17 protein-coding genes are annotated in these 16,757 nt (G+C 73.1%); 11 read left to right on the top strand and 6 right to left on the bottom strand.

The window, feature by feature from the left end:
• The first annotated feature begins 180 nt into the window (after positions 1–180).
• Together ACFC8N_RS05980 and ACFC8N_RS05975 are read left to right on the top strand one after the other, a co-directional pair.
• The gene (locus ACFC8N_RS05980) at positions 181–1,008 is read left to right on the top strand and encodes an enoyl-CoA hydratase family protein (protein WP_356021597.1); all 828 of its coding nucleotides are present in this window, start codon (positions 181–183) and stop codon (positions 1,006–1,008) included.
• A 7-nt stretch (positions 1,009–1,015) separates the two neighbouring features.
• Entirely contained in the window at positions 1,016–3,283 is a 2,268-nt protein-coding gene (locus ACFC8N_RS05975; RefSeq protein WP_376286821.1) for a bifunctional salicylyl-CoA 5-hydroxylase/oxidoreductase, read from the top strand.
• A 34-nt stretch (positions 3,284–3,317) separates the two neighbouring features.
• Here ACFC8N_RS05975 and ACFC8N_RS05970 read toward each other — a convergent pair whose 3' ends face one another.
• Complete coding sequence (locus ACFC8N_RS05970) at positions 3,318–4,130, bottom strand: PaaX family transcriptional regulator C-terminal domain-containing protein (RefSeq protein ID WP_356021600.1); 813 nt, start codon at positions 4,128–4,130, stop codon at positions 3,318–3,320.
• Positions 4,131–4,145: 15 nt separating this feature from the next.
• A complete protein-coding gene (locus ACFC8N_RS05965) occupies positions 4,146–5,738 on the bottom strand; it encodes an AMP-binding protein (protein WP_376286817.1) in 1,593 nt (530 codons plus the stop codon).
• 165 nt (positions 5,739–5,903) lie between these two features.
• Between ACFC8N_RS05965 and ACFC8N_RS05960 the strand changes: the two genes are divergently transcribed.
• Together ACFC8N_RS05960 and ACFC8N_RS05955 are read left to right on the top strand one after the other, a co-directional pair.
• Entirely contained in the window at positions 5,904–7,046 is a 1,143-nt protein-coding gene (locus ACFC8N_RS05960) for an acyl-CoA dehydrogenase family protein (protein ID WP_376286814.1), read from the top strand.
• Between the two features lie 35 nt (positions 7,047–7,081).
• On the top strand, positions 7,082–7,489 hold the full coding sequence (locus ACFC8N_RS05955) for a RidA family protein (RefSeq protein ID WP_362821644.1): 408 nt from the start codon (positions 7,082–7,084) through the stop codon (positions 7,487–7,489).
• A gap of 20 nt (positions 7,490–7,509) precedes the next feature.
• Here ACFC8N_RS05955 and ACFC8N_RS05950 read toward each other — a convergent pair whose 3' ends face one another.
• A complete protein-coding gene (locus tag ACFC8N_RS05950) occupies positions 7,510–7,704 on the bottom strand; it encodes a DUF5999 family protein (protein WP_356021606.1) in 195 nt (64 codons plus the stop codon).
• Between the two features lie 245 nt (positions 7,705–7,949).
• Between ACFC8N_RS05950 and ACFC8N_RS05945 the strand changes: the two genes are divergently transcribed.
• Positions 7,950–8,399: a DUF6299 family protein gene (locus ACFC8N_RS05945; protein WP_376286811.1), complete on the top strand. Its 450-nt coding sequence runs from the start codon at positions 7,950–7,952 to the stop codon at positions 8,397–8,399.
• 66 nt (positions 8,400–8,465) lie between these two features.
• Here the strand turns inward: ACFC8N_RS05945 and ACFC8N_RS05940 are convergent, their stop codons facing one another.
• The 3 genes from ACFC8N_RS05940 to ACFC8N_RS05930 all read right to left on the bottom strand — a co-directional run bounded on the left by ACFC8N_RS05940 (position 8,466) and on the right by ACFC8N_RS05930 (position 11,130).
• On the bottom strand, positions 8,466–8,678 hold the full coding sequence (locus ACFC8N_RS05940; protein ID WP_356021610.1) for an acyl-CoA carboxylase epsilon subunit: 213 nt from the start codon (positions 8,676–8,678) through the stop codon (positions 8,466–8,468).
• An 11-nt stretch (positions 8,679–8,689) separates the two neighbouring features.
• Complete coding sequence (locus ACFC8N_RS05935) at positions 8,690–10,234, bottom strand: acyl-CoA carboxylase subunit beta (RefSeq protein ID WP_376286808.1); 1,545 nt, start codon at positions 10,232–10,234, stop codon at positions 8,690–8,692.
• Positions 10,235–10,344: 110 nt separating this feature from the next.
• Positions 10,345–11,130: an AfsR/SARP family transcriptional regulator gene (locus tag ACFC8N_RS05930; protein WP_356021614.1), complete on the bottom strand. Its 786-nt coding sequence runs from the start codon at positions 11,128–11,130 to the stop codon at positions 10,345–10,347.
• A 433-nt stretch (positions 11,131–11,563) separates the two neighbouring features.
• On the opposite strand from ACFC8N_RS05930, the gene ACFC8N_RS05925 reads away from it, so the two are divergent.
• From ACFC8N_RS05925 to fabI, 6 genes are all read left to right on the top strand, one after another.
• The gene (locus ACFC8N_RS05925; RefSeq protein WP_376286805.1) at positions 11,564–12,583 is read left to right on the top strand and encodes a DUF2156 domain-containing protein; all 1,020 of its coding nucleotides are present in this window, start codon (positions 11,564–11,566) and stop codon (positions 12,581–12,583) included.
• Between the two features lie 52 nt (positions 12,584–12,635).
• On the top strand, positions 12,636–12,785 hold the full coding sequence (locus ACFC8N_RS05920; RefSeq protein WP_356021618.1) for a hypothetical protein: 150 nt from the start codon (positions 12,636–12,638) through the stop codon (positions 12,783–12,785).
• Positions 12,786–13,042: 257 nt separating this feature from the next.
• Positions 13,043–14,158 carry an acyl-CoA desaturase gene (locus ACFC8N_RS05915; protein ID WP_356021619.1) on the top strand — a complete coding sequence of 372 codons (1,116 nt, stop codon included), beginning with the start codon at positions 13,043–13,045 and terminating at the stop codon, positions 14,156–14,158.
• A gap of 59 nt (positions 14,159–14,217) precedes the next feature.
• Complete coding sequence (locus ACFC8N_RS05910; RefSeq protein WP_356021621.1) at positions 14,218–15,585, top strand: MFS transporter; 1,368 nt, start codon at positions 14,218–14,220, stop codon at positions 15,583–15,585.
• Positions 15,586–15,613: 28 nt separating this feature from the next.
• Complete coding sequence (gene fdxA, locus ACFC8N_RS05905; protein WP_356021623.1) at positions 15,614–15,943, top strand: ferredoxin; 330 nt, start codon at positions 15,614–15,616, stop codon at positions 15,941–15,943.
• Complete coding sequence (fabI, locus tag ACFC8N_RS05900; RefSeq protein WP_362821622.1) at positions 15,940–16,707, top strand: enoyl-ACP reductase FabI; 768 nt, start codon at positions 15,940–15,942, stop codon at positions 16,705–16,707. Before fdxA ends, fabI begins: the two co-directional genes overlap by 4 nt.
• Positions 16,708–16,757 lie beyond the last annotated feature (50 nt).

Genomic DNA, 16,757 nt, shown 5'->3' with positions numbered 1-16,757 from the left:
CGGTACCAGGCGGCTTACCCAGGCGAACGCCCCGCGTCCCCCACCCGTCCCCGCTGTTACGGCCCTGTCGCCGATCGGTGACACAGGCATGTCGCGTCCTCGTGACGACAGTCAGAAACAGGTGATAACTTCGAGGGATACAGCGCCACGTACGGACCCCAGCCAAGGAGGCCGCACGTCATGAGTCCCTTCACCGGCTCCGCCGCCCGCACCTCCGACTGGGAGCACCTGCGGGTCTCTCTCGCCGACGGGGTGGCCACCGTCACCCTCGCCCGCCCCGACAGACTCAACGCCCTCACCTTCGGCGGATACGCCGACCTGCGCGATCTGCTCGCCGAGCTCTCCCGGGAGCGTGCCGTGCGCGCCCTGGTGCTGGCCGGCGAGGGCCGCGGCTTCTGCTCCGGCGGCGACGTGGACGAGATCATCGGCGCCACGCTCGCCATGGACACCGCCCAGCTGCTCGACTTCAACCGGATGACCGGCCAGGTCGTGCGGGCGATCCGTGAATGCCCGTTCCCGGTGATCGCCGCCGTGCACGGGGTGGCGGCGGGCGCGGGCGCGGTCCTCGCCCTGGCCGCCGACTTCCGCGTCGCGGACCCCTCGGCCCGCTTCGCCTTCCTCTTCACCCGCGTCGGCCTGTCCGGCGGCGACATGGGCGCGGCCTATCTGCTGCCCCGGGTCGTCGGCCTCGGCCACGCCACCCGCCTGCTCATGCTGGGCGAGCCGGTCCGCGCCCCCGAGGCGGAGCGCATCGGCCTGATCAGCGAGCTGACGGACGAGGGCCACGCCGACGAGGCGGCTCAGGCCCTCGCCCGCCGCCTCGCCGACGGCCCGGCCCTGGCCCACGCCCAGACGAAGGCCCTGCTGACAGCCGAGCTGGACATGCCGCTGGCCGCCGCGGTCGAACTGGACGCCCAGGCCCAGGCTCTGCTGATGAACGGCGAGGACTACGCCGAGTTCCACGCGGCGTTCACCGAGAAGCGCCCGCCGAAGTGGCAGGGGAGGTGACACCGGCATGAAGGTCGCCGTCATCGGGGGCGGTCCCGGCGGTCTGTACGCCGCCGCCCTGCTCAAGCGCCTCGACCCGGCCCGCGAGATCACCCTGTGGGAGCGCAACGCCCCCGACGACACCTTCGGCTTCGGCGTCGTCCTCTCCGACGAGACCCTCGGCGGCATCGAACATGCCGACCCCGTGGTCTACGAGGCCCTGCGCCGGGACTTCGTCCGCTGGGACGACATCGACATCGTGCACCGGGGCACGACCCACCGCTCCGGCGGCCACGGCTTCGCCGCACTGGGCAGGCGGCGCCTCCTGGAGATCCTGCACGAGCGCTGCCACGCCCTCGGCGTGGACATCCGCTTCCGCACCGAGGCCCCGCGCCCGGACACGCTGTCGGCCGAGTACGACCTCGTCATCGCCGCCGACGGGGTGCACAGCACCACCCGCGAGGCGTACGCCCACGCCTTCGGCCCCCGGGTGAGCGCACACCGCTGCCGTTACATCTGGCTCGCCGCCGACTTCCCCTTCGACGCCTTCCGCTTCGAGATCGCCGAGACCGAGCACGGCCCGGTGCAACTGCACGGCTACCCGTACGCGGCCGACGCCTCCACCGTGATCGTGGAGATGCGCGAGGAGGTGTGGCGGGCGGCCGGATTCGAGGAGCCGGAGCCGGCGGAGTCCGTCGAGCGGTGCGCCAAGATCTTCTCGGCGGCCCTGCGCGGCCGCCCCCTGCGCTCCAACAAGTCGGCCTGGACGACGTTCCGGACGGTGGTCAACGACCGGTGGTCCCACACCAACGTGGTCCTTCTCGGCGACGCCGCCCACACCGCCCACTTCTCCATCGGCTCCGGCACCAAGCTCGCCGTGGAGGACGCGCTCGCCCTCGCCGCCTGCCTGGAGGAACAGCCGGACGTGGCACGGGCGTTGACCGCGTACGAAGCGGAGCGCCGGCCCGTCGTCGCCTCCACCCAGCGGGCCGCCCGGGCGAGCCTGGAGTGGTTCGAGGACCTGGCCCGCTACCGCGCCCAGCCGCCGCGCCAGTTCGCCTTCAACCTGCTCACCCGCAGCCGCCGGGTCACCCACGACAACCTCCGGCTGCGCGACGCGCACTTCACCGGGGCCGTCGAGCGCGAGTTCGGCTGCCCGCCCGGCACGCCCCCGATGTTCACCCCGTTCCGGCTGCGCGGACTGACCCTGCGCAACCGGGTCGTGGTGTCGCCGATGGACATGTACTCCGCCGTCGACGGCGTCCCCGGCGACTTCCACCTCGTCCACCTCGGCGCCCGCGCCCTCGGCGGGGCCGGGCTGGTGATGACCGAGATGGTGTGCGTGAGCGAGCAGGGCCGGATCACCCCGGGCTGCGCCGGGCTGTACACGGGCCGGCAGACCGAGGCGTGGCGGCGCGTCACCGACTTCGTGCACCAGCAGGCGCCGGGCACGGCGATCGGGGTGCAGCTCGGGCACGCCGGCCGCAAGGGCTCCACCCGGCCGATGTGGGAGGGCATGGACGAGCCGCTGCCCACGGGCAACTGGCCGCTCGTCGCCGCCTCCCCGCTGCCGTACAAGCCGGGCAGCCAGCTGCCGCGGCAGCTGTCGCGGGCCCAACTGACCGATGTGCGCGAGCAGTTCACGGCCGCCGCCTGGCGGGCCGCACGGGCCGGGTTCGATCTGCTCGAACTGCACTGCGCCCACGGCTACCTGCTCTCCGGCTTCCTGTCCCCGCTCACCAACCGCCGCACCGACGGCTACGGCGGCTCGCTGGAGAAGCGGCTGCGGTTCCCGCTGGAGGTCTTCGACGCCGTCCGCGCGGTGTGGCCGGCCGAGCGGCCGATGACCGTCCGCATCTCCGCCACCGACTGGGCCGAGGGCGGGACGAGCGCCGAGGACGCCGTCGCGATCGCCCGGGCCTTCCGCGCGCACGGCGCCGACGCGATCGACGTCTCCACCGGGCAGGTGGTGGCCGAGGAGCGCCCGGAGTTCGGGCGGTCGTACCAGACGCCGTTCGCCGACCGGATCCGCCACGAGGCGGGGATCCCGGTGATCGCGGTCGGCGCGATCTCCTCGTGGGACGACGTGAACTCCCTGATCCTCGCCGGACGCACCGACCTGTGCGCCCTCGCCCGCCCGCATCTGTACGACCCGCACTGGACCCTGCACGCGGCGGCCGAGCAGGGCTACGACGGCCCCGGCGTCGGCTGGCCCGCCCCCTACCGCGCGGGCAGCCGCCGCCCGCAGACCGGCCGCACGGACGCCCCGAAGCCCCGGCTCACCCTCGGCCGCTGAGCTGTCGGTGCGGCCCGCTGCCGCGTCCGACGCCTCACACCCCGGCGAACTCCGCGCCCGCGTCCCGCAGTCGTGCGTGCAGTGCGCGGAAGACCTCCGCCGAGCGCAGGCCCGGCCACCCCGCGGGCAGCAGGTCGGTGGGCAGGCCGGGGTCGGTGTAGGGCAGGTGGCGCCAGGAGTCGAGGGCGAGGAGGTAGTCGCGGTAGGCCTCCTCGGGCGGGGTGCCCGGGCGGTGTTCCCAGGCGCGCAGCACCGGGGCGTGGGTGTCCAGGAAGAGCTCGTGCTCCTTGGCGATCGCGGCCAGGTCCCACCAGCGGGCGACCGCCTCGGCCGTCGGGGCGAAGCCCAGGTGCGCACCGCGGAAGAAGTCGACGTACGGGTCCAAGTGGAGGCGGCGCAGGGTGTGTTCCGCCTCCTCGTGCAGCCGCGCCGGGGCGATCCACACCCCGGGGGCCGCCGTGCCGAAGCCGAGGCCGGCCAGCCGGGAGCGCAGCACGTGCCGCTTCTGCCGCTCCGACTCGGGCACGGAGAAGACCGCCAGCACCCAGCCCTCGTCCCCGGGCGGCGCCGCCGCGTAGATACGGCGGTCGCCGTCGTCCAGCAACTGGCGTGCCTCGGGGGAGAGTTCGTAGCCCGCGGCGCCGGCGGCCGTGCGGGCCGGCACCAGCAGGCCGCGCCGTTTGAGCCGGGACACCGAGGACCGCACGGAGGGCGCGTCCACGCCGACCGCGGCCAGGAGCCGGATCAGCTCCGCGACGGGCACGGGGCCGGGCATGAAGCGGCCGTACGCGCCGTAGAGCGTGACGATGAGGGACCGGGGGGCGTGCTGCTCGGACACGTTGATCATTTTAGGTCTTCGGCATCACTGCTGGTCACCATCGGTGCGCAGACGGAACCGCTGCAGCTTGCCGGTGGCGGTGCGCGGCAGCGCGTCCAGGAAGACGAACACGCGCGGGCATTTGTAGGGCGCCAGCTCCCCCAGCAGGAAGCGGCGCAGGGCCTCGGGGTCGCGCGGCGCCCCGGCGCGCAGCACCGTGTACGCGACGGCGACCTGTCCGCGCGCCGCGTCGGGGCGGCCGACGACGGCCGTCTCCACCACGTCCGGATGGCGCAGCAGCGCGTCCTCCACCTCCGGCCCGGCGATGTTGTACCCGGCCGAGATGATCATGTCGTCGGCGCGGGCCACATAGCGGAAGTAGCCGTCGGGCTCGCGGACATAGGTGTCGCCGGTGACGTTCCAGCCGCCGCGGACGTATCCGCGCTGACGCGGGTCGGCCAGATAGCGGCAGCCGACCGGGCCGCGCACGGCCAGCAGCCCGGGCTCGCCGTCGGGCACCGGGCGGCCGTCCGCGTCCTGCACCCGGGCCTGCCAGCCCGGCACCGGCACCCCCGTGGTCCCGGGTCTGATGTGCTCGTCGGCGGCGGAGACGAAGATGTGCAGCAGCTCGGTCGCGCCGATGCCGTTGATGACCCGCACGCCGGTGCGCTCGTGCCAGGCCCGCCAGGTGGCCGCGGGCAGGTTCTCGCCGGCCGAGACGCAGCGCCGCAGCGAGGAGACGTCGTGCCCGTCCAGCTCGTCCAGCATGGCGCGGTAGGCGGTCGGGGCGGTGAACAGCACCGAGACGCGGTGCCCGGCGATCGCCGGGAGCAGGTGTTTCGGGCCGGCCTGCTCCAGCAGCAGGCTGCTGGCACCGGCCCGCATCGGGAAGATCACCAGCCCGCCGAGGCCGAAGGTGAAGCCGAGCGGGGGAGAGCCGGCGAAGACGTCGTCCGCCCGGGGGCGCAGCACGTGCCGGGAGAAGGTGTCCGCTATGGCGAGCACGTCCCGGTGGAAGTGCATGCACCCTTTCGGGCGACCCGTGGTGCCGGAGGTGAACGCGATCAGGGCGATGTCGTCGGCGGCGGTGTCGACCGCCGGGAACGGGGTGTCGGGCGCCGGGCGGCACAGCAGGTCGTCCGGGCCGTCCCCGCCGTAGGTCAGGATCCGCAGGTCCGGTGTCCCGGCCTTCACCAGGTCGGCCACCGCGCGTATGTCGCACAGCGCGTGCCGCACCCGGGCGATCTCGCACATCGTCGCCAGCTCGTGCGGGCGCTGCTGGGCCAGCACGGTGACCGCTATCGCTCCCGCCTTCAGCACGGCCAGCCAGCAGGCGGCGAGCCAGGGTGTGGTAGGGCCGCGCAGCAGCACCCGGTTGCCGGGGACCACACCGAGGTCGCCGGTGAGCACGTGCGCGATCCGGTCGACGCGGGCGCGCAGTTCGCCGTACGTCCAGCTGGGGCCTTCCGGGGTGTGGAAGACCGGGCGGTCCGCGTCGGCGTGGTCCAGCAGCTGCGCCGCGCAGTTCAGCCGGTCGGGGTAGCACAGCTCCGGCAGGTCGAACCGCAGCTCGGGCCACTCGTGCGGCGGGGGCAGATGGTCGCGCGCGAAGGTGTCGACGTGGGCCGTGACGTGCATGGCGGTTCGCCCCCTTGCCGTGACGGACGGAACTCTGCGGCGGGCTCGTGCCTGGAGCGTATCGTCTTGGTGACGGCAGTCAAGCTAGCGCGATAACGTCAGAGGGAAGACGGCAACGAGGAAGGGCGGGGCGCCCCGTGGCCCGCCCCGGAGGGAGGACCGGCCGTGCCCGCATTCTCACTCGAACCGGAGCAGACCGCCTGGTGCGCCGAACTGCGCGCGCTCGCTGCCGCACGGCTGCGCCCGCTCGCCGACCAGGGGGAGCCGGGCCACGTCAACCGGCCGCTCCTGACCGAACTCGGACGACTCGGCCTGCTGGAGCGGCTGTTCACCTCCGGCGCGCTCGACCTGTGCCTGATGCGGGAGTCCCTCGCGCAGGCCTGCACCGAGGCCGAGACCGCCCTCGCCCTCCAGGGCCTCGGCGCCCATCCGGTGCACGCCCACGGCAGCCCGGCCCAGCGCAAGCACTGGCTGCCGAAGGTCGCCGACGGCAGCGCGGTCGCGGCCTTCGCGCTGAGCGAGCCCGGCGCCGGCTCGGACGCGGCCGCGCTCTCCCTCGCCGCCGAGCCGGACGGCACCGGCACCGGCGGCTGGCGGCTCACCGGCGAGAAGTGCTGGATCTCCAACGCCCCCGAGGCCGACTTCTACACCGTCTTCGCCCGCACCACACCCGGCGCCGGAGCCCGCGGCGTGACCGCCTTCCTCGTCCCCGCCGACCGCCCCGGACTCACCGGCACCGCCCTGGAGATGCTCTCCCCGCACCCCATCGGCGCCCTTCGCTTCGACGCCGTCCCGGTCACCGCCGCCGACGTGCTCGGCGAGACCGACCGCGGCTTCGCCGTCGCCATGGGCACCCTGAACCTCTTCCGGCCCAGCGTCGGCGCGTTCGCGGTCGGCATGGCCCAGGCCGCACTGGACGCCACCGTCGACCACACGCGGCGGCGGGAGGCGTTCCGGGGCACGCTGAAGGACCTCCAGGCCGTCGCCCACCAGGTCGCCGAGATGGCGCTGCGCACCGAGGCGGCCCGGCTGATGGTCTACGCGGCGGCGACCGCGTACGACCAGGGCGCCCCCGGCGTCCCCGGGCGGGCCGCGATGGCCAAGCTGCTCGCCACCGAGACCGCGCAGTACGTCGTCGACACCGCCGTCCAGCTGCACGGCGCCCGCGCCCTGCGCCGCGGCCACCTCCTCGAACACCTCTACCGCGAGGTGCGCGCACCCCGCGTCTACGAGGGCGCGAGCGAGGTCCAACGAGGCATCATCGCCAAGGAGTTGTACGCCACCGCTGACCATCAGGAGGCCCGGTGAGCACCGAGCGCGTCAACCCGCCCACCCTCACGCGAATCAACCCGCCCACCCTCACGCGTATCAACCCGCCCACCCTCTCCCCGCCCTCAGGCTTCTCGCACGCCGTCGTCGCCGCCGGCTCCCGTGTGGTGTTCCTCGCGGGCCAGACCGCCCTCGACACCGACGGCAAGGTCACCGGCGCGACGCTCCCCGAGCAGTTCGAGAAGGCGCTCGGCAACCTCCTCACCGCCCTGCGCGCGTCCGGCGGCACCCCCGCCGACCTCGCCCGGGTCACGGTCTACGCCACGGACGTCGCCGCCTACCGCGCCCACGCGGGCCGGCTGGGCCGGATCTGGCGGGACCTCGCGGGCCGGGACTATCCCGCGATGGCTGTCGTGGAGGTCGTACGGCTGTGGGACGAGCAGGCGATGGTCGAGCTGGACGGGTTCGCCGTACTGCCCTGACCGGTGTCCGTCCAGGCCGTTCAGACCGCCGCCGGGGGCCGCTCCGCCGGAAGCCGGCACGGCGGGACGACGCTGCCGTCCGCGTGCAGCTCGCCGCTGTCGTCGAAGACGATCGAGCCGTCGCACAGCAGCGTCCAGCCCTGTTCGGGGTGGGCGGCGACCGGGTGCCGCGGGGCCGTGGCGGACGCGGGGCACGAGGACCGGCAGGAGCACATGGCGCACCTCCACAACGGGACGTGAGCGGGGCCGGCGGGTCCGGCCGTCGCCCGTCACCTCAGACCATGCGACCGCCGTGAACGCGCCGGAACCGCTCGCCGTGAAGCGTGACAACACCCGGACAACTCCCGGACGGTTCCATGACGCGCCACCGTTGGAGTGACGGTCACGCCCTGCGGCACGGACGCCCGGTATCCAGTGGAACTCTCGACCCCATCACCCCAGGGAACCGGGAGGTACCCCCATGCCCGTTCGCCCCGCTCTCGCCTCGGCCCTCGGCGCCGCGGCCCTGCTCTGCGCCGCCGTCGGCCCGGCCGGCGCCGCGCCCGCTGCGCCTACGGAGACCGTCACCGTCGACGCCACCGGCAAGCTCGCCTCCGACGGCACCGTCACGCTCTCCGGCACCTACCGGTGCACCGCCGGCACCGGACCGGTGTTCGTCAGCTCCTCGATCAGCCAGGGCGACTCCCGCGTCCGGTACGGCATCGGCGGCAGCGGCGCGCGGTGCGACGGCGCCGAGCACCACTGGAAGAACTCCGGCAAGCCCGGCGAAGAGACCCTCAAGACCGGCAAGGCCCACGTCCAGGCCACCCTCATGGAACTGCGGCCCACGGACACCGGCCTCATCGGCGACCTCCCGCTGCCCGCCTTCCACGCGACGGCCGACCAGGACATCACGCTCGCCAAGCAGTGAGCCCCGGCCGTGAGCCGGACGGCCCGGGCGCGCAGCGGCCCGGACCGCCCGGCGGCCCCGCCGGGCTCAGGAGCGCTGCCAGCTGTGCGGGGCGTGGTAGGCGTGCGGGCGCCAGGAGGTGCCGCCGGGGGTGGCGGGGGCGGTGCCGGGCGCGGTCAGGGCGCTGCGGCTGAGCAGCAGCACCGCGAGCGCGGCCAGCTCCTCCGGTGAGGCCTGACCCCGCTCGACGCGGATCGGGGGGACCGGGGACGCGGGGGACAGGGGAGCGGATCCGGACATGGGAACCTCCGTCACTGTGGGGGATTGCCGTGTTTGCGGGCGGGGCGCTCGGCGTGCTTGGTGCGCAGCATCGACAGCGCCCCGATGAGGACCGCGCGGGTGTCGGCCGGGTCGATCACGTCGTCCACGAGGCCGCGTTCGGCCGCGTAGTACGGGTGCATCAGCTCGTTCCTGTACTCCTTGACCAGCTCCGCGCGCCGGGCCTCGGGATCGTCGGCCTCGGCGATCTGCCGGCGGAAGATGACGTTCGCGGCGCCCTCGGCGCCCATCACGGCGATCTCGTTGGTCGGCCAGGCGTACGTCAGGTCCGCGCCGATCGACTGGGAGTCCATGACGATGTACGCGCCGCCGTAGGCCTTGCGCAGGATGAGGCTGATGCGCGGCACGGTCGCGTCGCAGTAGGCGTACAGCAGCTTCGCGCCGTGCCGGATGATGCCGCCGTGCTCCTGGCCGACGCCCGGCAGGAAGCCCGGCACGTCCAGCAGGGTCACGATCGGGATGCTGAAGGCGTCGCACATCTGGACGAAGCGGGCGGCCTTTTCACTCGCCTCGATGTCCAGCACGCCGGCCAGGGTCTGCGGCTGGTTGGCGACGATCCCGACCACCTGCCCGTCGAGACGGGCCAGCGCACAGATGACGTTGCGCGCCCAGCGCTGGTGCACCTCCAGGAAGTCGCCGTCGTCGACGATCTCCTCGATCACCTTCGCCATGTCGTACGGCCGGTTCCCGTCCACCGGCACCAGGTCCGCGAGCGCGGCGCAGCGCCGGTCCGCGGGGTCGTCGCAGGGCACCGGGGGCGGGTTCTCGCGGTTGTTGCGGGGGAGGAGGGAGAGCAGATAGCGGACCTCCTCCAGACAGGTCTCCTCGTCGTCGTAGGCGAAGTGGCACACGCCGCTGGTCTCGGCGTGCACGTCGGCGCCGCCGAGCCCGTTCTGGCTGATCTCCTCGCCGGTCACGGCCTTGACCACGTCCGGGCCCGTGATGAACATCTGCGAGGTCTCACGGACCATGAACACGAAGTCGGTGAGGGCCGGCGAGTACGCCGCGCCGCCCGCGCACGGGCCGAGCATCACACTGATCTGCGGGATCACGCCCGAGGCCGCGGCGTTGCGGCGGAAGATGCCGCCGTATCCGGCGAGCGCGGTCACGCCCTCCTGGATCCGGGCGCCCGCCCCGTCGTTCAGGGAGACCAGCGGCGCGCCGGCCGCCAGGGCCATGTCCATGATCTTGTGGATCTTGGCCGCGTGGGCCTCGCCCAGGGCACCGCCGAAGATCCGGAAGTCATGGGCGTAGACGAAGACCGTACGGCCCTCGACCGTGCCCCAGCCGGTGACGACTCCGTCGGTGTACGGCTTCTTCGCCTCCAGTCCGAAGCCGGTCGCCCGGTGCCTGCGCAGCGGCTCGACCTCGTGGAACGAGCCCGCGTCGAGCAGCAGGCCGATCCGCTCGCGCACGGTGAGCTTGCCCTTGGCCCTCTGGGCGGCCGTCGCCCTCTCGCTGGGGCCGGCGAGCACGCTGTCGCGTATGCCGGCCAGTTCCTCGACGCGGGACCTCATGTCTCCCCCTGCATACGTGAAGTGACGGAACCCCACTGGTCCGCCCAGCCTGGCAAGGCGGGCTGACCGGGGGCTGACGAACCGCTTACGCGGGACAACACCGCTGTTCCTCAGGCCAGTTGGAGGTGGGCGTCCCCGCTCAGGGCGGGGTCGTGGGCGAGGATCGCGCTCTCGACGCGGCGCAGCGCGGGGGAGGGCTGGATGCCGAGCTCGTCGTCGAGGCGGCGGCGCATGCGGCGGAAGGCGTCGAGGGCGTCGGCCTGCCGGCCCGCGCCGTACAGGGCGATCATCAACTGCTCGCAGAAGCGCTCGCGCAGCGGGTGGTTGGTGTGCGCCTCGGCCAGCTCCGCGAGGACGGCCGCGTGCCGTCCCAGCCGTAACTCGGCGTCGAAGCGCAGCTCCATCGCGCGCATCCGGTACTCCTCCAGGCGGGCGCCCGCCAGCTGGCACAGCGTGCCGCCGGGGAAACCGCCGAAGACCGCCCCGCGCCACAGCGCCAGCGCGTCCTCCAGCAGCCGGGCGGTGCGGCCGGCGTCCGCCGCGCCGGCGCCCTCCGCCTGCCGTACGGCCCGGACGAACTCGGCCGCGTCCAGCTCGCCCTCGCCGAGGCCCAGCCGGTAGCCGGCCGGATGGATCGTCACCCGCGAGGCCGCGCGGTCCGGCTCCAGCGTGCGGAGCCTGCGGCGCAGCCGGCTGATGTGCGCCTGGAGGGCGTTGGCCTGGTTGTCGGGGGCGGCCTCACCCCACATCTCCTCGGCCAGGCTCTCCCCGGACACCGGCCGGCCCTCGCTGACCAGCAGCGTCTGCACCAGGATGCGCTGGAGATCGCCCGGGACGTCCGCCGGGCCCGCGTCGGTGCGTATCTCCAGTGGTCCGAGAACGGAGAACCTCAGCATGTCTTTCCCCCTTGATGACAATTCCTCGGCGACGGTGTTTCCGATGTGGTGCTGCGGTGGCAGAGAAGGGTGACCGCATACGCCTCGCCCCGGCGGGCCTCGATTTCCTTCAGCGGCCCGCCGGGGCGGATTGTCCGCCGGGACGGGGGCGGCCGGCGGTTCCTGGGATCCGGAATGGTGAATTCTCATTCACCCGCGTTCGGACATCGCGATCCGGCGGTGGTGCGTACCACGGTGGGGAGGGCGGGATCCCGGCTCCGGTGCTCCGTGCCGTTCACGTCCACCACAGTGACACCGTGCGCTGACGGAATGCTGACACGCTTCTGACGCAGGGCAATGAATTTCCAACGGCCCTTTTCCCGGACGGTCCGGCGGTGCTGTACTCCCTGCAACACTCCCATGCCGCGAAAACGCTCCCGAAAGGGGTACGCGAATGACCGCCACCACCACCGAGGCCGCCACCGGAAGCAGCACCGACAGCCGGATTCTGGAGGCGATACGATCCCACACCGCGAGTGAGAATCCGAGTTCTTTCCTGGCGCTCAACAGCGGAAACAGCGTCTTCACCGCCCCGGGCGCGGACGGGGTCGTCGTGTACCGCCGCACCGGCCGCTGGGCCGTGCAGTTCGGCGGCCCCTTCGCCGCCGAGGAGGACTACGACACCCTCCTCGACGCCTTCCGGCAGCGCGTCCGGGACGAGGGGCTCGGCCTCGTCGGCGTCCAGCTCCAGCGCGCCGACGCCGAGCGTTACGCCCGGCGCGGCTTCACCGTCAACCAGGTCGGCGCCTCCTGGGCGGCGAGCCTCGCCGAATTCACCCTGCGCGGCACCAAGTTCATGCAGCTGCGCAACAAGATCTCCCGCGCCCACCGCAACGGCCTGACCATCCAGGAGGCCGACGCCGCCGACGTGCGCGAGGCCATCGCCGCCATCGACGCGGCCTGGCTCGGCTCCAAGGGCGGCGCCCAGCAACTGGAGTTCCTGGTCGGCCAGATCGGCGGCCCGGCCCAGGCCCACCGCCGGCTCTTCGTCGGCACCATCGACGGCGCCCCGGTCGCCTACATCTCGTACTCCCCGGTGTACGGCAGCCGGGCCGGCTGGATGCACGACCTCAGCCGCCGCATCCCCGAGGGCTCCCCGGGCCTGATGGAGGCCATCAACGCGCACGCCATCGAGGTGTTCCGGGCCGAGGGCGTCGAGTGGCTGCACTTCGGGTTCACCCCCTTCACCGGGCTGGACGCGAGCCACGAACTCGATGGCCACAGCCCGGCGTTCCAGTGGCTGATGCACGCCCTGTGGGCCGAGGGTGCCGCGCTGTACCCGGCGCAGACCCAGCTGTCGTACAAGCAGAAGTGGGCGCCCGACCTGAGCATCCCCGAGTACGTCGCCATCGTCGGCCCGCAGGCCTCGCTGCCCGGCTTCGCCCACGTCTTCCGTGCATGCAACGCCTTCTGACGCATCGTCAGAGATCACCGCATCGTCAAAGACCACCGACAAGGAGAAAGCCGTGAGCCGGTCCACCGAGGAACTCCAGCACGCCATGGTCGAGCAGCTGATGGCCGTCATCGGGGCACCCGACGACCAGCAGGTCGCCGAGGCCGCCGACGCCGTCGTGCGCGCCCTGGACGAGCGGCTGCGCGCCGAGGCGGCCGCCTGAGCGCGGCAGGCACCGCACGTCCGATCAGAGGGACATCAGTGTCACATCAGCGCTCCACGGAACGCTGGACACACGTTCGCCCGGCGGTCCGGGCCCGGGAGCACCGCACTGTGCTCCCGTCGCCCCGGTCCGCCGGGTGAGCCCCGCCCGCGACGGTGACCGCGCGCGGGAGCTGAAGTCGACTCGCGGCGCCCGCAGCTCCGCCCGGCCGCGGCGCCGCCGCCCGATCCGGGCACTTCTCCCAAGGAGAGCAACGCATGCAGCGTCCGCACATACAGACGGCCGGGGCCCCCGCCTCCGCGGCCACAGCCCGCCCCGGCGCCTCGGCGACCTTCGCCGAACTGCTCAAACGGGTCAAGGCCGAGGGACTGCTCGACCTCGACCCGCGCTACTACGTGGGCAAGCTCGCCCTCAACACCCTCCTGCTGCTGATCGGGTTCGCCGCCTTCTTCGCACTGGGCGACTCCTGGTGGCAGCTCGCCACGGCCCTGTGGATGGGCCTGTGCGGCGGCCAGTCGGCGTTCATGTGGCACGACGCCGGCCACAAGGCGATGTTCCGCAGCAAGAAGGCCGCCTCCGCGGTCGGCTACGTGCACGCCAACCTGGTCAACGGGGTCAGCTACGGCTGGTGGGTCAACCACCACAACCGGCACCACTCCAACCCCAACCACCTGGACATGGACCCGGACATCGGCCGGCGCACCGCCATCTTCGACATCAAGCAGTACCCCTCCCGCAAGGGCACCCAGAAGCTCGTCGTGCGCTACCAGAGCGTGCTGTTCTTCGTGCTGCTCGTGCTCGAAGGCTTCAAGATGCTGAAGACGGCCGTCCTGTCCATCGCCCAGGGCAAGACCAAGCGGCCCGCGCTGGAGACCTTCCTGATCCTGCTGCGCACCGCCGTCTACCTCGGCCTCGTCCTCACCGTCCTGTCCCCGGCGCTCGCGGTCGCGTTCGTCGTCGTCCAGCACGCCGCCCTCGGCGTCTACTTCGGGATGATCTTCGCCCCCAACCACAAGGGCATGCAGATCCGCGACGGCGAGGAGGAGACCCTGGACTGGCTGGAGCGCCAGGTCCTCACCTCCCGCAACATCCGGCCCAGCCTGCTCGTCGACTTCCTCTACGGCGGCCTCAACTACCAGGTCGAGCACCACCTGTTCCCGGCCATGCCGCAGAAGAGCCTGCCGCGCGCCCGCGAACTCACCATGCAGTACTGCGCCGAGCGCGGGGTGCCATACCACGAGGTCGGGTTCTGGGCCTCGTACCGCGAGGTCGCCTCCTATCTGCACGAGGTCAGCGCGCCCGTGCGACGCGGCGACGTCGCGGAGCAGATCCGCCGCCAGGCAGCGGCGGCCGAGGCCGCCCGGGTCGCCTGAGCCCCGGCCCGCGCCCGCCGAGCCGTCCCGACGTCCGCCCGCCCCAAGGAGCACGATCCATGTCCCAGACCACCGCGGCGGCGGGCGGTGTCACCGCTCCCGCCCCGATCGGCGCCCGGCTGGACCGGCTGCCGATCCTCCCGCTGCACCGCAGACTCACGGCCGTCATCGGTGTCGGCCTGTTCTTCGACACCTTCGAGAACAATCTCTCCGGCACCCTCGGCAAGGTCCTGCAGAGCGACTTCGGCTTCGGCGCGACCTCGCTCAAGCTCGTGCTGGCCTCCGGATTCCTCGGCCAGTTCCTCGGTTCCCTGACGCTCGGCCGGATCGCCGACCGATTCGGCCGGCGCCGGGCCTTCCTCGTCAACCTCGCCCTCTACTCGGCGTTCTCGCTGCTCGGCGCGCTCGCCCCGAACGCCGCGTGGCTGATCGGCACCCGCTTCCTCGCCGGCCTCGGCATCGGCGCCGAACAGGCCCTGTCCGACTGCTACCTGGCCGACGTCCTGCCCGCCGGCCGGCGCGGCCGGTTCATCTCCGGCGCCTACACGCTCGCCTTCTGCGGCGTCCCCGCGGTGGGCTTCGCCGCGCTGTGGCTGGTCCCGCGCACCCCGCTCGGCGTGGCGGGCTGGCGCTGGCTGTTCGTGCTCGGCGCGCTCGGCTCCGCCGTGGTGTGGCTGCTGCGGCGGGGGCTGATCGAGTCGCCGCGGTGGCTCGCGGTGAACGGCCGCGCCGCCGAGGCGGAGCGGCTGGTGTCGCGCATGGAGGCGGAGGCGGCCGGCCGCGGCCTGCTCCTCACCCCACCCGAGACGCGGCCCGGGCCCCCCGCGCACGCGGCCGCTTTCCGGGACGTCCTGCGGCCGGGTCTGCGACGGCGCACCCTCGTCCTCTGGCTCTTCTCCGTGCTCTCGGTCGTCGGGTACTACGGCTTCGGGACGCTCGCGCCGCAGATCGTCGCCGCCAAGGGGTACGGCATCGTCGCCGGGCTCGGGTTCACGGCGTTGTCCTTCCTCGGGTACCCCGTGGGCTCGGCGCTCGCCCTGCCCGTCGTGGACCGGGTCGAGCGGCGCACCCTGATCGCCCTGTCGTCGGCCGCGATGGTGGTGGCCGGACTCGGCTTCGCCTGTGCGGGCTCGGCCGCCCTGGTGGTGGTCTGCGGATTCGCCTACACCCTGTTCAGCAACGTCTTCTCCAGCGTCTCGCACGTCTATCTGTCCGAGCAGTACCCGACCTCGATCCGGGCCACCGCCGCCGGCGCCGCCTACTCGCTGTCCAAACTCAGCGCCGGCGCCCTGCCGTTCGCCCTGCTGCCGGTCCTCGACGCCCACGGCCCCGGCGCGCTGTTCGGCGTCATCGCCGCCGCCATGGCCGTCCTCGCCCTCACCGTGCTGACCCTCGGCGAACGCACCACCGGCACCCCCGTCGACTGAACCGACCTTTCTGGACAAGGAGTTGAGCATGGCCTACGTCATCGGACTGCCCTGCGTCGACGTCAAGGACCGCTCCTGCATCGACGAATGCCCCGTCGACTGCATCTACGAAGGCCGCCGCGCCCTCTACATCCACCCGGACGAATGCGTGGACTGCGGGGCCTGCGAACCGGTCTGCCCCGTCGACGCCATCTACTTCGAGGACGACGTGCCCGCGGAGTGGGGCGGCGACCACGCGGCCTCCAACGCCGCCTTCTTCGCGGGTCTCGGCTCGCCCGGCGGCGGCAGCGCGATCGGCCCCCAGGACCACGACTCGCCGCTGGTCGCGGAGCTGCCCGAGGGGGTGTCGGTGGCGTGAGCGGACTGCTCGCCGGCAAGCGCGTCCTGGTGACCGGCATGGTCACGGACGCCTCCATCGCCTTCCATGTGGCCCGCATCGCCCAGGAGGAGGGCGCCGAGGTGCTGCTCACCGGCTTCGGCCGGCTCTCCCTGATCGAGCGGTTCGCGGACAAGCTGCCGAGACCCGCCCCGGTCATCGAGCTGGACGTCACCGACCAGGACCACCTCGACACCCTCGCCGAGCGGATCGGCGCGCACACCGACCGCCTCGACGGCGTCGTCCACTCCATCGCCTACGGGCCCCCGGGCGCCTTCTCCTTCCTGGACGGCACCTGGGCCGACGTCGCGACGGCCGTGCAGGTCTCGGCGTACTCCCTGAAGTCCCTCACCACCGCCTGTCTGCCCCTGCTGGAGCGGCGCGGCGGTGCGGTCGTCGGCCTCACCTTCGACGCGGGCGTGGCCTGGCCGCACTACGACTGGATGGGCGTGGCGAAGGCCGCCCTGGAGTCCACCAGCCGCTATCTCGCCCGTGACCTCGGCGGCCGCGGCATCCGCTGCAACCTGGTCGCGGCCGGCCCCCTGCGCTCCATGGCCGCCAGGTCCATCCCCGGCTTCGCCGAGCTGGCCGACGTCTGGACCACCGGCCGCGCCCCGGCCGGCTGGGACCTCACCGACCCCGGCCCGGCCGCCCGCGGGGTCGTCGCCCTGCTGTCGGACTTCTTCCCGCGCACCACCGGCGAGATCGTCCACGTCGACGGCGGAGTGCACATGACGGGCGCGTGAGCACCGCACGCCGAAGGGGGCGGGAGTCGCTTTCGACTCCCGCCCCCTCT

This window comes from Streptomyces sp. NPDC055966 (genome assembly GCF_042269865.1).
In the GTDB taxonomy this organism is placed as follows: domain Bacteria; phylum Actinomycetota; class Actinomycetes; order Streptomycetales; family Streptomycetaceae; genus Streptomyces.
This window is presented reverse-complemented; position numbering and strand designations above follow the sequence as displayed.

Excerpts from the sequence above, each read along its gene's own strand:
- ACFC8N_RS05980 (WP_356021597.1), top strand. The coding sequence starts at position 181 with ATGAGTCCCTTCACCGGCTCCGCCGCCCGCACCTCCGACTGGGAGCAC.
- ACFC8N_RS05975 (WP_376286821.1), top strand. The coding sequence starts at position 1,016 with ATGAAGGTCGCCGTCATCGGGGGCGGTCCCGGCGGTCTGTACGCCGCC.
- ACFC8N_RS05970 (WP_356021600.1), bottom strand. The coding sequence starts at position 4,130 with ATGATCAACGTGTCCGAGCAGCACGCCCCCCGGTCCCTCATCGTCACG.
- ACFC8N_RS05965 (WP_376286817.1), bottom strand. The coding sequence starts at position 5,738 with ATGCACGTCACGGCCCACGTCGACACCTTCGCGCGCGACCATCTGCCC.
- ACFC8N_RS05950 (WP_356021606.1), bottom strand. The coding sequence starts at position 7,704 with ATGTGCTCCTGCCGGTCCTCGTGCCCCGCGTCCGCCACGGCCCCGCGG.
- ACFC8N_RS05945 (WP_376286811.1), top strand. The coding sequence starts at position 7,950 with ATGCCCGTTCGCCCCGCTCTCGCCTCGGCCCTCGGCGCCGCGGCCCTG.
- ACFC8N_RS05940 (WP_356021610.1), bottom strand. The coding sequence starts at position 8,678 with ATGTCCGGATCCGCTCCCCTGTCCCCCGCGTCCCCGGTCCCCCCGATC.
- ACFC8N_RS05935 (WP_376286808.1), bottom strand. The coding sequence starts at position 10,234 with ATGAGGTCCCGCGTCGAGGAACTGGCCGGCATACGCGACAGCGTGCTC.
- ACFC8N_RS05930 (WP_356021614.1), bottom strand. The coding sequence starts at position 11,130 with ATGCTGAGGTTCTCCGTTCTCGGACCACTGGAGATACGCACCGACGCG.
- ACFC8N_RS05925 (WP_376286805.1), top strand. The coding sequence starts at position 11,564 with ATGACCGCCACCACCACCGAGGCCGCCACCGGAAGCAGCACCGACAGC.
- ACFC8N_RS05915 (WP_356021619.1), top strand. The coding sequence starts at position 13,043 with ATGCAGCGTCCGCACATACAGACGGCCGGGGCCCCCGCCTCCGCGGCC.
- ACFC8N_RS05910 (WP_356021621.1), top strand. The coding sequence starts at position 14,218 with ATGTCCCAGACCACCGCGGCGGCGGGCGGTGTCACCGCTCCCGCCCCG.
- fdxA (WP_356021623.1), top strand. The coding sequence starts at position 15,614 with ATGGCCTACGTCATCGGACTGCCCTGCGTCGACGTCAAGGACCGCTCC.